Annotated in this window: 10 protein-coding genes; 4 read left to right on the top strand and 6 right to left on the bottom strand. The window is 65.5% G+C overall.

Annotated elements, in window-relative coordinates:
- Nucleotides 1-137 precede the first annotated feature (137 nt).
- Genes parC through LK540_RS11170 form a run of 4 tightly spaced genes read right to left on the bottom strand, consistent with a single transcriptional unit; the run spans nucleotide 138 to nucleotide 8,051 of the window.
- Nucleotides 138-2,465, bottom strand: coding sequence for a DNA topoisomerase IV subunit A (gene parC, locus LK540_RS11185; protein WP_229437369.1), 2,328 nt, complete (start codon nucleotides 2,463-2,465; stop codon nucleotides 138-140).
- 5 nt (nucleotides 2,466-2,470) lie between these two features.
- On the bottom strand, nucleotides 2,471-4,345 hold the full coding sequence (locus tag LK540_RS11180; protein WP_229437368.1) for a J domain-containing protein: 1,875 nt from the start codon (nucleotides 4,343-4,345) through the stop codon (nucleotides 2,471-2,473).
- Nucleotides 4,342-6,051 carry a molecular chaperone HscC gene (locus LK540_RS11175; RefSeq protein ID WP_229437367.1) on the bottom strand — a complete coding sequence of 570 codons (1,710 nt, stop codon included), beginning with the start codon at nucleotides 6,049-6,051 and terminating at the stop codon, nucleotides 4,342-4,344. Before LK540_RS11175 ends, LK540_RS11180 begins: the two co-directional genes overlap by 4 nt.
- A gap of 2 nt (nucleotides 6,052-6,053) precedes the next feature.
- Nucleotides 6,054-8,051, bottom strand: coding sequence for a DNA topoisomerase IV subunit B (locus LK540_RS11170; RefSeq protein WP_229437366.1), 1,998 nt, complete (start codon nucleotides 8,049-8,051; stop codon nucleotides 6,054-6,056).
- A gap of 276 nt (nucleotides 8,052-8,327) precedes the next feature.
- Between LK540_RS11170 and LK540_RS11165 the strand changes: the two genes are divergently transcribed.
- The 3 genes from LK540_RS11165 to LK540_RS11155 all read left to right on the top strand — a co-directional run bounded on the left by LK540_RS11165 (nucleotide 8,328) and on the right by LK540_RS11155 (nucleotide 10,804).
- Entirely contained in the window at nucleotides 8,328-9,143 is an 816-nt protein-coding gene (locus LK540_RS11165) for a response regulator (protein WP_229437365.1), read from the top strand.
- Nucleotides 9,144-9,221: 78 nt separating this feature from the next.
- Nucleotides 9,222-10,208, top strand: coding sequence for a gamma-glutamyl-gamma-aminobutyrate hydrolase family protein (locus tag LK540_RS11160; protein ID WP_229437364.1), 987 nt, complete (start codon nucleotides 9,222-9,224; stop codon nucleotides 10,206-10,208).
- A 260-nt stretch (nucleotides 10,209-10,468) separates the two neighbouring features.
- Nucleotides 10,469-10,804, top strand: a complete 336-nt coding sequence (locus tag LK540_RS11155) for a hypothetical protein (RefSeq protein ID WP_229437363.1) — start codon at nucleotides 10,469-10,471, stop codon at nucleotides 10,802-10,804.
- A gap of 221 nt (nucleotides 10,805-11,025) precedes the next feature.
- On the opposite strand, the gene LK540_RS11150 is transcribed toward LK540_RS11155, so the two are convergent.
- Nucleotides 11,026-12,162: a YbdK family carboxylate-amine ligase gene (locus tag LK540_RS11150; RefSeq protein WP_229437362.1), complete on the bottom strand. Its 1,137-nt coding sequence runs from the start codon at nucleotides 12,160-12,162 to the stop codon at nucleotides 11,026-11,028.
- The gene (locus LK540_RS11145) at nucleotides 12,152-13,378 is read right to left on the bottom strand and encodes a cation:proton antiporter (protein ID WP_229437361.1); all 1,227 of its coding nucleotides are present in this window, start codon (nucleotides 13,376-13,378) and stop codon (nucleotides 12,152-12,154) included. The genes LK540_RS11150 and LK540_RS11145 overlap by 11 nt, the downstream gene beginning before the upstream one ends.
- Nucleotides 13,379-13,592: 214 nt before the next feature.
- Between LK540_RS11145 and LK540_RS11140 the strand changes: the two genes are divergently transcribed.
- Nucleotides 13,593-14,264 carry a CPBP family intramembrane glutamic endopeptidase gene (locus LK540_RS11140; RefSeq protein WP_229437360.1) on the top strand — a complete coding sequence of 224 codons (672 nt, stop codon included), beginning with the start codon at nucleotides 13,593-13,595 and terminating at the stop codon, nucleotides 14,262-14,264.
- The last annotated feature ends 167 nt before the right edge of the window (nucleotides 14,265-14,431 follow it).

The following is a 14,431-nucleotide window of genomic DNA, read 5'->3' as shown; positions in this document are numbered from 1 at the left end:
TGCGCTGGCTACGTCGGAATGTCCTCGTCATGCCGCGTTGACTGTCATCGCACCGCCTGCCAATAATCCGCAACCGGCGCCACAAACAACAAAGCCGGCTTTCGCCGGCTTCGTCCATTCACGCTGCGGTCAAGCGATTACTCGCCCGTCGCCCGCATCGCCAGATCCGTCGCCTTCAGCTTCGCCGACAGCGGTTTACCCTTCTTCGCGCGCTTGCCGAAGTGCGGCTCCAGCCCCGACGCGTACAGCTCCACCACGCGCGGCTTCGATCCCGCCCAGGTGCCGATCACGTTCACGCCTTTCTGGCTGATCGGCTGCACGGCGAGCAGCGTTTCCTTCGGCTCCAGCTCCATCAGGATCACGCCACGCCCGCCATTGGTCAGCACCTTCATCTCGTCGATGCCGAACACCAGCACGCGGCCCTTTTCCGACAAACAGGCCACCGCACCGGCGGCATCCGAAATCACGCGCGGCGCCAGCGGCACGGCCTTGTCGTCGAGCGTGATGAAGGACTTGCCGCCCTTCAGGCGGCTGATCATGTCGCCGGCCTTGGTGATGAAGCCGAAACCGTTCGAGGTCGAGATCAGGAGACGCGTCTCACCGGAACCCGCGAAGTAATGCAGGATGCGCACGCCGCCCGACAGATCGACCAGCGTGGTGATCGGCACGCCATCCCCGCGCGCCCCAGGCAGGGCCGCCACCGGCACCGAATACACCTTGCCGTTGTCGCCGATGCCGAGCAGGGTGTCGACGGTGCGGCACTCGAAGGCGCTGCCCAGCGAGTCGCCCGGCTTGAAGGTGAACTGGGCTGCATCGTGCCCGATGCCGGTACGCGCGCGCACCCAGCCCTTCTCGGAAATGATCACCGTCACCGGCTCGTCGATGACCTTCTGCTCGGCCACGGCGCGCTGCGCTTCCTCGATCACGGTACGGCGCGCATCGCCGAACTGTTTTGCATCGGCTTCGATCTCGCGGATGATGGTGCGCTTCATGGTCGATGGATTGGCCAGGATGTCTTCTAGCTTTTCCTTTTCGCCGCGCAGCTGGGCCAGCTCCTGCTCGATCTTGATCGCTTCCAGGCGCGCCAGCTGGCGCAGGCGGATTTCCAGGATGTCTTCAGCCTGGCGTTCCGACAAATTGAAACGCTCGATCAGCGCCGCCTTCGGGTCGTCCGAATTGCGGATGATGGCGATCACCTCGTCGATGTTCAGCAGGACGATCTCGCGGCCTTCCAGGATGTGGATGCGGTCGTTGACCTTGCCCAGCTTGAACTCGGTACGGCGGCGCACGGTCACGAAACGGAAGTCGATCCACTCCTGGATGATGTCGTTCAGGCCCTTCTGGCGCGGGCGGCCGTCGCCGCCGATCATCACCAGGTTGATCGCGCTCGAGGTTTCCAGCGAGGTGTGCGCCAGGAGCAGCAGCATGAACTCGTTCTGGTCCTGGTTCTTCGACTTCGGCTCGAACACCAGGCGCACCGGTGCTTCGCGGCCGGATTCGTCGCGCATGGTGTCGAGCGAATTCAGGATGGTCTGCTTCAGTGCGATCTGTTCCGGCGTCAGCGTCTTCTTGCCCAGCTTGACCTTCGGGTTGGTCAGCTCTTCGATTTCCTGCTGCACCTTGGCGGCCGAGGTGCCCGGCGGCAGTTCGGTGACCACCGCCTGCCACTGGCCACGGGCGAGCTCTTCGATCTTCCAGCGCGCGCGCACCTTCATCGAGCCGCGGCCGGTGGCGTACATGTCGGCGATCTGCGATGCCGGGGTGATGATCTGGCCGCCGCCCGGGAAGTCCGGGCCCGGGATGATGGTCATCAGCTCGGCGTTCGAGATCTTCGGATTGCGGATCATGGCGACCGCCGCATCGGCCACTTCGCGCAGGTTGTGCGACGGGATCTCGGTGGCCAGGCCGACCGCGATACCGGATGCGCCATTCAGGAGCACCATCGGCAGGCGCGCCGGCAGGGCGCGCGGCTCGTTCGTCGTGCCGTCGTAGTTCGGCTGGAAGTCGACCGTGCCCATGTCGATTTCATCGAGCAACAGGCGCGAGATCGGAGTCAGGCGGGCTTCGGTGTAGCGCATCGCCGCGGCGCCGTCGCCGTCGCGCGAGCCGAAGTTGCCCTGGCCGTCGATGAGCGGGTAGCGCAGCGAGAAGTCCTGGGCCATGCGCACCAGCGCGTCGTACACCGACTGGTCGCCGTGCGGGTGCAGTTTACCGAGCACGTCGCCGACCACGGCCGCGCACTTGCGCGGCTTGGCGGTGGCGCCCAGGCCCAGTTCGTTCATCGCGTACAGGATGCGGCGCTGGACCGGCTTCTGGCCGTCGGAGACGTCGGGCAGGGCGCGGCCCTTGACCACCGAGACGGCGTAGTCGAGGTAGGCGCGCTCGGCGAAGGTGGACAGGGTCAGCGATTCGACGTCGTCGAGCGCTTCGCTGGCTTGTTCGAACAGATTTGCTTGATTAGACATGGTACTTACGAAAATGGATGTTGATTCTTTTTAGTGCGGATCATGTTCATGATCATGAAGATGGCAACACCAAAAAGGGGTGTGACGAGCAGGGACAGCGGCTGGGTTTTCAGTGCCGGCGACAAGGGCTGCACCGTGCTCAGGCCGAACATGAAGACGAGGCCGCCGACCGCCGCCGCGAAATAGTGGATGGTCGGGTTCGACAGCAGCATGCCGCCCAGTACCCACAGCCAGCACAGCGCGGCATGCAGGGGCAGCGGCAGCGGCGAGCCTTCCGCGCCGAGCACGATGGCCATCGTTCCGGCCAGCCAGGCGCAGCGCAGCGGCAGGAGCAGGTGCGTCTTGTCCGGCATCCGGCTCCACAGGTCGGCGCCGCCGCGGTACAGCAGTTGCATGGCGCAGAAGGCGCTGGCCATGCAGGTGACGTAGCCGTAGCTGGAAAAATAGCGGCTGGCCATGATGCTGCCGAACAGGCAGGCGGCGAGGGCGCCGAACACATAATGGACTTTTTCCAGCATGACCGAATTGGCGAAGCCGGCGACCAGCGCGCAGGCCAGCAGCGCCACCCGGAACAGCCAGGCACCGGCAGTCTGCGGTTCATACAGGACCATGAAGGCCGACAGGAGTGCAAACACCGGTATCCAGCCCAGCTGTACGTCGGGCCGGTAGCGCACTTCGTAGAGCAGCCAGGCGCCGCGGTCGCCGCCTTGCAGCTTGGCCAGCGGCTGGTATAGCGTCCAGGCGGCGCCGCCCGCGAGCGCCAGCGCCACGCACAGCGCGATGCGCAGGTTCGGATCGACGTCCAGGCCCGACGACTTCACGAGGTAATCGGCCAGCAGGTTCAGGCCGAACAGGCCCACGGCAAGCGACCACAGCGCCGTCTCGAGGAAATAGCGGCGGCCTGCGACGCGTTTTTCCCATTCCCCGAACACGTCGAGGTTGAGCTTGAAGTACAGCAGTTCGCGCTGGTATTCGCGGATCAGCGCGGTCTGTTGCTGCATCTGGCGCGTGAAGCCGCTCCTGAGGGTGCGGCCGAAACGGCGTCCCGCACTGTCGGCGAGCAGGGCGGCGATCGCCGGTTCGCTGCTGGCGCGCTGCTGCAGCTGCAGGTAGTCGCGCCCGGCGCGCAGGCGCGCCATGGCTTCGCCGGCGGCTTCGGGCAGGCGGCGCTGCACGAAGGCGTCGTCCTCTTCCCAGCCGAAGACGGTAACGATGGCTTCGCGCAGCTCGTCGCTGCAGGCGGCGCCGGCGCAGTACTGGATGGCGAACAGCTCGAAATGCTCGCGCACTTCGAGGTTCAGCATGTCGTCGCCCTCGAGGATCAGGCTGAGCTGGTACTTGGGCGAGACGGCGGCGCGTTCGAGGAAGCCTGCCCACAACTGCCCGGCCAGCGTAAAGGCGGCCTCGCTCGCGGCCTGGGCGGCGGCGCGCGCCTGTTCGCGTTCCTTCTGCCGCGCCAGGCGCTGAGCGTGCTCGTCCGGAACCTCGCGCAGCAGCGGCACCGGGCGTTCCCAGGCTTCTTCGCGCCAGGCGGCGACCGGTCGTTGCCAGGCGGGTTCGAGATCGTCCTGCGTTTCTTCGGGCGCCGCTTCCTGCAGTGGCATGAATGCAGGCGCTGGTGCAGGCGCCAGCGCAGGTGCTGGCGCCGGTTCATGGCATTGCGCCGGCGCCTGCGCGACCAGCACTTCCGGCTCGGCCTGCTCTTCGTCGCTGTCCAGGTAGGCCGCCATCTGCAGCGCCGCCTGGTAGGCGTCGTTCAGTTCCTGGAAGCCCTCGGCGTCGTCTTCCGGCCGGGTGACTTTCAGCTTGCGCGCATAGGCGCGCTTGATCGCACGCACATCCGGCGTGGGATTGATGCCGAGGACGGCCCAGGCGCTCATTCGAGGCCGCCGCGGCCGAGGTCGGCCAGCACCTTCTGCAGCGTGGTGCGCGCCCGCGCCGCCGCATGGTGGTCCTGCTGCTCCAGCACCGACTGGAAGGCGGCGATGTGCTGGGCCAGGTATTCGCGCGCGTCGCCCAGCAGTTCCTGGTACAGGCGGTCGGCCTCGGCTACCACGGTGCGGTTCTCGATCTGGTCGCGCGGGTGGATCTTCAGTTCGGCCAGTTCAGCCAGGCGCTGTTCGACCTGCTCGGGCGTCATCACGCCGGCATTCTCGGTGATGACCAGCTTGTGCTTTTCCTCGGTCGGATGAACCGTAATCTCGGCTTCCAGCACGCCGCTGATGTCGTACGTGAAACGCACGTCGGCGCTGATCTCGCCAGCCTTTTTCGGCGGGATCGGGAAGTCGATCGCGCCCAGGTACACGTTGTCCTTCACCAGGCGCGCCTCGCCCTGGTAGACCAGCACGCGCAGCGCGCCCTGGCCGTCGCGCACGGTGGTGATGTTCTGCACGCGCGACACCGGCACCGTGGAGTTGCGCTCGATGATGGGCAGGTAATGGCCGCCTTCGAAGTTGTTCGGCCCGATCTGGCGCGAGATGTTGATGCCGAGCGAGTAGGGCGCGACGTCGGTCATCACCACCTCTTCGAGCGCGGCGTCGCGCATCTTGAGGCCGGCTTGCACTGCCGCGCCGAGTGCGATGGCGTGGTCCGGATCCAGGTGCACCGACGGGAAGCGGCCGAACATGCGCGACACGAGTTTACGCACGATCGGCATGCGGGTGGCGCCGCCGGCCAGCACCACGGCATCCAGTTCGCTCGCCTTGATGGTGGAGTCGCGCAGGGCGCGGTCGACCGGCTTGCGCAGGCGCTGCAGCAGCGGCTCGCACAATTGGGCGAGGGTGTCTTCGTCGAGGCGCCAGGTGAATTCGCGGCCCTCGTGCTGGAACGTCATCTGGGCGGTGGCGGATTCCGACAGCGCCCGCTTGGCGCGTTCGGCTTCGTCGCGCAGGCGCTGGGTCTGCGCGCGGCTGAGCACCGCGGTGCCGAGCGCGTTGCGCAGGCTGCTGCGTTCGAAGAAGGTCTTGACCAGCACCTCGACGAAGTCTTCGCCGCCCAGGAAATTGTCGCCGGCCGAGGCGCGCACTTCCATCACACCCTCGAACAAATCGAGGATGGAAACGTCGAAGGTGCCGCCCCCGAGGTCGAAGACGAGGAACTTGGTTTCCTGCTGGCTGTCCTGGATGCCGTAGGCCAGGGCCGCGGCGGTCGGTTCGTTCAGCAGGCGCTCGACCTTCAGGCCGGCCAGCTGGCCCGCCGCGCGCGTGGCCTTGCGCTGGGCGTCGCTGAAGTAGGCCGGCACCGTGATGATGGCCTCTTCGACCGGTTGACCGAGCCAGGCCTCGGCGTCTTCCTTCAGGGCGCGCAGCACCAGCGATGACAGCTCTTCCGGACGGAATCGCTGCTTGCCGAGTTGCGTCACGCGCTCGCTGCCCATGTAGCGCTTGAACAGCGAGGTGGAAAGGTCGGGGTGGGTCTGGAGGCGCGAACGTGCCGCTGCGCCCACCAGGACCGTGCCGTCGTCGTCGATGCCGACGCAGGACGGCGTCAGGTATTCGCCGAGCGCATTGGGAATGATCTGCGCGCGCCCGTCACGCCAGGCTGCTACCAAGCTGTTTGTGGTGCCCAAATCAATACCAATGATCATGATCAGATGTCCGCTTCGGTTTCGTTACCGTGTTCTTCGATCCAGGCGCGCCGTGCGGCGGCCTCCCCTTTGCCCATCAACATGTTGAAACGTGCGCTCGATTCGACGTGGTCGAAGTCGCCCAGCGACACCGGCAGCAGGCGGCGGGTGTCCGGGTTCATCGTGGTTTCCCACAGTTGCTCGGCGTTCATCTCGCCCAGGCCCTTGAAGCGCGAAATGCTCCACGAACCTTCCTTCAGGCCTTCCTTTTTCAGCTTGTCTTCGATGGCCAGCAGTTCGCCGTCGTCGAGCGCATACAGTTTTTGCAGCGGCTTCTTGCCGCGCGCCGGTACGTCAACGCGGTATAGCGGCGGACGCGCCACGCAGATGTGGCCGTGGCGGAACAGGGCAGGGAAGTGCTTGAAGAACAGGGTCAGCAGCAGGACCTGGATGTGCGAGCCGTCGACGTCCGCGTCCGACAGGATGCAGATCTTGCCGTAGCGCAGACCGGAGAGGTCAGGCGAATCGCCGTGCGCGTGCGGGTCGACGCCGATCGCCACCGAGATGTCGTGGATCTCGTTGTTCGCGAACAGGCGGTCGCGGTCGGTTTCCCAGGTGTTCAGCACCTTGCCGCGCAGCGGCAAAATCGCCTGGTATTCCTTGTCGCGGCCCATCTTGGCCGAACCGCCGGCCGAGTCGCCCTCGACCAGGAACAGTTCGTTGCGGGTGAGGTCGGTCGATTCGCAATCGGTCAGCTTGCCCGGCAACACGGCCACGCCCGAGGATTTTTTCTTCTCGACCTTTTGCAGCGAGCGCATGCGCGACTGCGCCTGCTTGATGACCAGGTCGGCCAGTTTCTTGCCGTATTCGACGTGCTGGTTCAGCCAGAGTTCGAGCGGCGGCTTGGTGAAGGTGGAAACCAGCTTCACGGCATCGCGCGAGTTCAGGCGTTCCTTGGTCTGGCCCTGGAATTGCGGATCCAGCACTTTGGCCGACAGCACGAACGAGACGCGCGCGAACACGTCTTCCGGCAGCAGTTTCACGCCTTTCGGCAGCAGGCCGTGCAGTTCCACGAAGCCCTTCACTGCGCCGAACAAGCCGTCGCGCAGGCCGGACTCGTGCGAGCCGCCGCTCGGCGTCGGGATCAGGTTGACGTAGGACTCGCGCACCACGCTGCCTTCTTCGTTCCAGGCCACGACCCAGGCCGCGCCTTCGCCTTCGGCAAAGCTTTCGTCCCCTAGCGGGGCGTACTGCGCGCCTTCGAACAGCGGGATCAGGGTCTGGCCGCTGGAACCCTGCGCCAGTGCTTCGGTCAGGTAGCCGCGCAGGCCTTCGTCGTAGCGCCAGGTTTGCACGTCGCCGGTCTTGGCGTTGGTGAGGGTGACGGTCACGCCCGGCAGCAGCACGGCCTTCGAGCGCAGCAGGCGCACCAGTTCGGCCATCGGGATGTTCGGCGAATCGAAGTATTTCGGATCGGGCCAGGCGGTGACGCGGGTGCCATTCTTCTTGCCGCCGCGCTCGAACGGCGCGGAGCTGAGGGGTTCGACCACGTCGCCGTTTTCGAAGACCAGGCGGTGGATACCGTTGCCGTCGTCGGTCTTGCGCCAGACGTTGATCTCCAGGCGCGTGGAAAGCGCGTTGGTGACCGAGACGCCGACGCCGTGCAGGCCGCCCGAGAAGGCATAGGCGCCGCCCGAGCCCTTGTCGAACTTGCCGCCGGCGTGCAGGCGCGTGAAGACGATCTCGACCGTGGAGACGCCTTCTTCCGGGTGGATGCCGACCGGGATGCCGCGGCCGTCGTCTTCGACCGTGACGGAACCATCGACGTTCAGGGTGACGCCGATGTTGTTGCAGTAACCGCCCAGTGCCTCGTCCGAGGCGTTGTCGATCACCTCCTGGATGATGTGCAGCGGGTTCTCGGTCCGGGTGTACATGCCCGGACGCTGCTTCACGGGTTCGAGCCCCTTCAGGACGCGGATGGATGATTCGCTGTAATCGGGTGCGGGTTTCTTGGTTGCCATGCTGATGTGTGTTTTTTGAAATTCCTGCGCATTCTATCTTGTCGGCAGGCAAAAATAGGAGCCGTGCGGCCGAATCTCCTTGTCAACGTTGTGGAACGTGACTAGATTGATACGCAAGCCTGCCAGCATATAGGGGCTTCGAGAAATCGTCGAAAGGAAAGCGCTGGTCAAGACCGATACTGTACATGCATACAGTATTATAGTGCAAGGGGCGGGGGAGAGGCCGACCGCACCGCAGCGCACAACAGGCATTGTCTGCGGTGCCGGATGATCATCATGCAAGCAAAGAAAACCCCGACCGCCGTGCGCCTGCTCGGCTTTGCACCGGCGGATGCCTCGGCCATCACCTCCTTGCTGGCCGAGGCGCCGCCTTGCGGGCCGAACTATGCCTGCCTGCACGAGGACAGCCTGCAGGAACCCGATGTCTACCTGGCCGACGGCGACAACGCCTGCGCCATGCTGCGCCTGACCGGCATGCGCAGCACGCCGCTGGCCCTGCAGGTCGGCGGCGCCGAGCGCGGCAATGGCTGGACGCGGGCCGAGCGTCCGCTCGAGGCGGCGTCCCTGCACGCGATGCTGGCGCGGCTGGTGGCCGAGCGCCGCCGCGCCCTCGAACACCAATGCGCCTGCGGCGAAGCACCCTTGCCGGAACGGCGCCGGCGCCAGCGCGGCATCGACGGCCTGGCCATCGACGGCGAAGCCCTGCGCCAGCCGCCGCACGACGGCAAGGTCCTGATCGTCGACGGCGGTGGCGCCTTCCGCGACCACCTGGCCCAGCTGGTCGGCGCGCAGCGCCTGGCGGTCGCCTGGACCGACAGTGCCCCGGCCGCCGTGCGCCTGTGCGACGAAACGCCGGTGTCGCTGGCGATGATCAACACCTCGACGCCCGGCATCGACCCGTATGCGCTGTGCGCGGCGATCAAGGCGCAGGAAGGGGCGGGGCGCACGGCGGTGGTGTTCCTGGTGGGGCGCGCCTTTTGCTACGACACGGCGCGCGCCCATTCGGCCGGCGTGCGCGGCCTGCTCGACCAGCCGGTCGGCGACCGCAGCCTGGTGGCGATGCTGATGCGCCTGACCTCGATGTGTCCCTGAACGCCTGATTGAGCTCATCCGTGTGACTTTGTTACAACTTCAAATCGTGCGCGGCTGTAGCGGGGCTATATTGAAGCCATGGCAGACGATCATCCAAATGGGCTGGAGGAGGCGCCCGGCCCGCCGCTCGAAACCCGCCCCGACGCACCCGAACGCGTTCCCGACCGCCGCTCGGCCGATGGCCCGCCGCGCTACCAGCGGCCCGGCGACACGCCGTTCGCGCTGGCCGGCCGCGTATTGTCTTCGCGCTGGCGCGCCATGCGCGACCGCTTCAGCCGCGACTTTATGCGCCGCACCCTGCGCATCGGCGTCTCGGCCCGTATCTTCCATCCCGAACCGGGCTCCACCGGCCTGCGCAGCAAGAACCTGCAATACCTGGAAGAATCGATCGCCCAGTGGGTGATGTCGCGCGACGTGCTGGTGTTCATGATCCCGACGGTGAATACCAACGGGCTGCTCCACCCCAGCAACATCACGCTGCGCCACTACGCGCGCCACCTGGACGGGCTGGTGCTGCAGGGCGGGGCGGACGTGTCGCCGCAAACCTATTCCGAAAGCCCGACCCGGCCCGAGTGGAGCGGCGACCGCGCGCGCGATTTGTACGAACTCGAACTGCTGCACGAATTCGTCGAGGCCGGCAAGCCGGTGCTGGGCGTGTGCCGCGGCTGCCAGCTGATCAACGTGGCATTCGGCGGCTCGCTGTACCAGGACGTGGCGACCAACGTGCCCGAGGCGCTGGCCCACGTGCACACCGACTACGACGCGCACCGCCATGCGATCGAATTCCCGCCGGGCTCATCGCTGCGCAAGATGTTCCCGAAGGCCACGCGGCCTGTAGTGAATTCGATCCACCACCAGGCGGTGAAGGAGCTGGGGCGCGACGTGCGCATCGAGGCGGTGTCGTATCCGGATGGGATCGTCGAGGCGATCCGCTACGACAAGGCGGACTTCGTGATGGGACTGCAGTGGCATCCGGAGTTTCACCGGGCCGGCGGGACGGATCTGCTCGATTGCACGCCGGTGCTGGATGAGTTTTTGAGGGCGGCGCGGGAGACGCGCTTGTAATTGCATTCGCCGTTGATCGGGTGATGAAGCGGTGGGTTCGAGAACCCACCCTACAACCTGGTAGGGTGGGTACTTGTACCCACCGTCTCACCATGCGCGCCATGCCGCCGTGTCCACCACACCCATTCCGAAATACATCAAACACCCCCGCACACGCTTGCGAAATCGCTTGCCTCTCATCCGCCCCTCCATTACCATTGAATGAGAATGATTCTCATTCATTGACCAAGACACACCGTCCATCCGAACAAGGGGCTGTCATGAAAGACCAAGCAAACGAGCCATCCATGCTGCCGGCGCCAGACATGCGCCACCGCGACGCGGTGATGATCGCGTCGCTGCTGCACCTGATGTCGCACTATACCGCGCGCGACGAGAACGACCGTCCCTGCGTGCGCCTGGCCTCGGTGATCGAGCGCCACCTGTGCGCCCTCGCGCGCCTGCCCGAGCTCGACCCGGTGCTGCGCGCCACCTGCGAACAATTGTGTGAAAAATGGGCCGGACTGGTCGACGACGGCATGCCGCGTCCGGCAGCCAAGCCGACGTTCATGGAACGCATCATGCGCGGCAGCCGCCTGGGACCGAGCGCGGCCTGACGCACACGCTCGTAGGGTGGTCGGCTCCACCTTTCACGATCGGTCATCCGCTCCGTGTGCGCCGCCCACGCGTCGGTCGTTGGCGGCAAGATCATCCGGTACGATCACGGAGCCGGAAATCGGCAAGATCAACCGACACAGTCATGGCACTGTCGGCAATCAACGCGTGGAGTGATTCAGTCCAGTGGACTGAATCACAAGCCGTCCACCCTACGCCCCCATCAGCGCCGCCAGAACCGCCGCTCACCCCGGAAGGTATTGATCGCCGAATGCACGATCGCCTCGACACTGCCTTCGCGCTCGTACTGCTGGCGTAGCAGCGACGCATCGCTGCCCCCGGCCGCCGCATCCGCCAGGTCCCGCAAGCCATCCAGGCTGCCCAGCGCCTGCGCATGCGGCTCCATCTTGCGCAGCGTCGTCAGAATATCTTCGCGCAGCGATACCGTTTCGTAGGTTTTCGGATGCGTGATCGACCCATCCAGCCCGAAGCGGCACGCCTGGAAGCGGTTGTAGTTGTAGACGAGGTAATCGTCCTCGACCGGCGGCTCTTCCGTCCGCTGCAGCAGGTAGCTGCACAGCGCCTGCAGGTAGGCCGCCAGCGCCGCCGCCCGCTGCACCGTCAGCGGCGTATCGCACACGCGCAGCTCGATGGTGCCGTACTCGGGCTTCGGCCGCAGGTCCCAGTAAAAATCCTTCATGCTCTTGATGATGCCGGTGCGCTCCATCTTCGCGTAATACGCGTGCTCGAAATCGCTCCAGCTGAGCGTGAACGGCGCGCGCCCGCTCATCGGAAAGGCAAACACCGAGTTCAGCCGTGCTGAATCGAACAAACTGTCGTGCCCCTGCACGAAGGGCGAGGACGCCGACAAGGCAATGAAGTGCGGAATGTAGCGGTTCAGCGCGTGCAGCAGGTACATGGCGTTGTCGCCATTGCCGCAACCGATGTGCACGTGCTGGCCGAACACGGTGAACTGCTTGGCCAGGTAACCATACAGCGAAGACAGGTGCTCGAAGCGCGGCTTGGCGAAAATCTTTTGCTCGGACCAGTGCTGGAAGGGATGGGTGCCGCCGCCGGCAATGCCGATGTTCAGGGTGTCGCCGGCCGTCACCAGCGTATCGCGGATTTCCAGCAGTTCGGCCAGCAGCTCCTGGTAGTCCGAATGCACGCTCGAATTAATCTCGATCATGCTCTCGGTGATCTCCGGCGTCACGTTGCCGGGGAAGGGCTTGCGCGACAGCAGGTGCAGCAGATCGGGACTGGCCGCCGTCAGGTCGAAGTCGGACAGGCTAACCAACTGCAGTTCGAGCTCGACCCCGAAGGTAAGCGGCTGGGATTGGGCAAAGGCTTCAAGCGGCATGGTGGTTCTCCGAGCGGACTTCCGGCCGGGCTTCCGGCCGCATTTCCGTGGTCTCGCGTGCCCACATCAGGGCGCGCTGGATGATGATGGGGCCGAATATCTCGAGCAGCATGGTCACCGCCGCCACCGAACGCAGTTCCTCGACCACCACCACGCCCGCCAGGCGCGCATGTTCCAGCAGCAGGATGACGAACACAGACAAAGGCGCCAGCGCCACCCCGGCCAGGAAACCCTTGCGCCAGGACACGCCGGACAGATGGGCAAACGCGGTCACGCCGGCGGTCTTGGTCAGCAGGCGTGCAATCACGACGGCAATGGCCAGCCAGATCCCGGCCGCGACCTTTTCCCAGTCCAGGGTCGAGGCGGCGAACACGAACAGCAAGATGGTCAGCAGTTCGCCCAGCGCGCCGAAGTTGCGCTGGGCCTGGCTGAAGGCCACGCGGCGGTGGCGCGCCACCAGGCCAAAGGCGAGCGAGGCCACCACCGGGGAGAGTCCGCCGGCATAGGAAATCGCCACCAGCAGGATCACGGCAATGGCAAAGGCGACGGTGGCGTCGTGGCGCGGGTTGCCGATCGCGCGCAGCAGGGCCGGCACCACCAGCCCGAACACGGCGCCGGTCAGGGCCGAGACCGCCAGCAGCACCAGGCTGTTCCAGAGGGCGTCGCCCAGGTCTTCGAAGGTGCGGAAAATCCAGAAGCCGATCACGGCATTGAAAGCGAACACGGCCAGCACACAGTTCTGCGCCGACAAATGCAGCACGCGTTCGGTCACCTGGCCCGAGCTGCGCTGCTCGTTGATCACACGCACCACCGTGGCGGGGGAGGTGGCCATGGACAGCGAGGCCAGCATCAGCGAGGTGAGCTGGGGCGTGCCGAAGGCCACCGCGATGAAGTAGACGGCGATGAAGGTGGCGATCGATTCGACCAGGCCGCTCACGCCTATCCACGGGTTGTTGCGCAGCCAGCGCAAGTTGATGCGGTAGCCGAGCTCGAACAGGATCAGGCCAAAGGCGACGTCGGCCAGCATCGGGATGGCGCCGGCATCGGGCACCGGCAGCACGCCGAGCTGGGGCGCGCCGAGGGCGAAGCCGACCAGGCCATAAAAGCTGATGCGCGGGAGGTTGGTGTAGCGCTGGCCGAATTCCCCGGCGATCCAGGCAATGGCAATCGCAACCGGCCACGCAAGGTTGTTCAGGATCGGCAACAGCTCGGTCATGCAATCTCCAGGAAATGAGGCGAAAGGGTTCGTCAATACAATCCGCTCGATACTACAGGCCGGCGCAAGGCGCACGATTGCGGGCGGTTTGGCGCAGGTCTTGCGTCAATATCGCGGTTTGCGGCAAGGCCGTCCGTGCTCGCACTAACAAAGTGCGGCTCCACCGTTTGATCGCTTGCGCGGCGCGTTGTCAGCGGGCAGGCTGCTCGCTAGAATGGCGGCCATTCCGCATTCGCTGGCCTGGCCGGCTCCGATTCCTTATCCGTCAACCGCGTTGGCGTTGCTCTTCATGTCCGTTCAACCATCGATCCCGCCGCAAGAGCGTCCGCCGATCCGCCTGACCGCGCAGCTGCTCACCTGTCTCGTGTTTCTCGTCATTGCCGCGGTGATCATTCTCGTGGCCTACGCGGAGCCGCTGTCGGTGTTCGTGGGGCCGATGAATGAGGGGAGTCAGCTGCTGTTCGGGCTGGGCCTGTCGGCGCTGGCGGCGGCCGGGTCGTATGTGAGTTTCCGGATGACGGCATCATCCGAATCGACGCGCAAGACCATCGCGGCGTATGCGCGGCTGGATTTATCGGGGTTCAATCCGGTGTGGATCAGCCTGGCGGCTGGGATTGGCGAAGAGCTGCTGTTCCGCGCGGCGCTGCAGCCGCTGCTGGGTGTGTGGAATACCTCGGTGATCTTTTTGCTGACGCATACGCCGGTGTACCAGTTCCGCAAGCTGGACAAGGCGACGCTGGTGCAGGCGGCGGGGGTGTTCGGGGCCAGCGTGGTGCTGGGGTTCATCTACCAGTACGTGGGCTTGCTGGCGGCGGTGCTGGTGCACGTGGCGATCGATGTGGTGGGCTTGTACGTGGTGCGCAATGCGTTGCGCGTGCGGAGCTGACCGTACGGTGGGCACGCCGTGCCCACGCGAATGCTCGCGTATTGTTGGCGGATAAGCGCGGCTGATATGTGAGTGATTCGGTCAGACGTTCGCGGAGTATCCGGGAGGTTGCCGCGAGTCCGCAACGGGGTCGGGTTGGAACGGCGCCAACACGGCGCATCATTCCG

Source organism: Massilia sp. IC2-278, assembly GCF_020708045.1.
Classification (GTDB): domain Bacteria; phylum Pseudomonadota; class Gammaproteobacteria; order Burkholderiales; family Burkholderiaceae_D; genus Telluria.
This window is presented reverse-complemented; position numbering and strand designations above follow the sequence as displayed.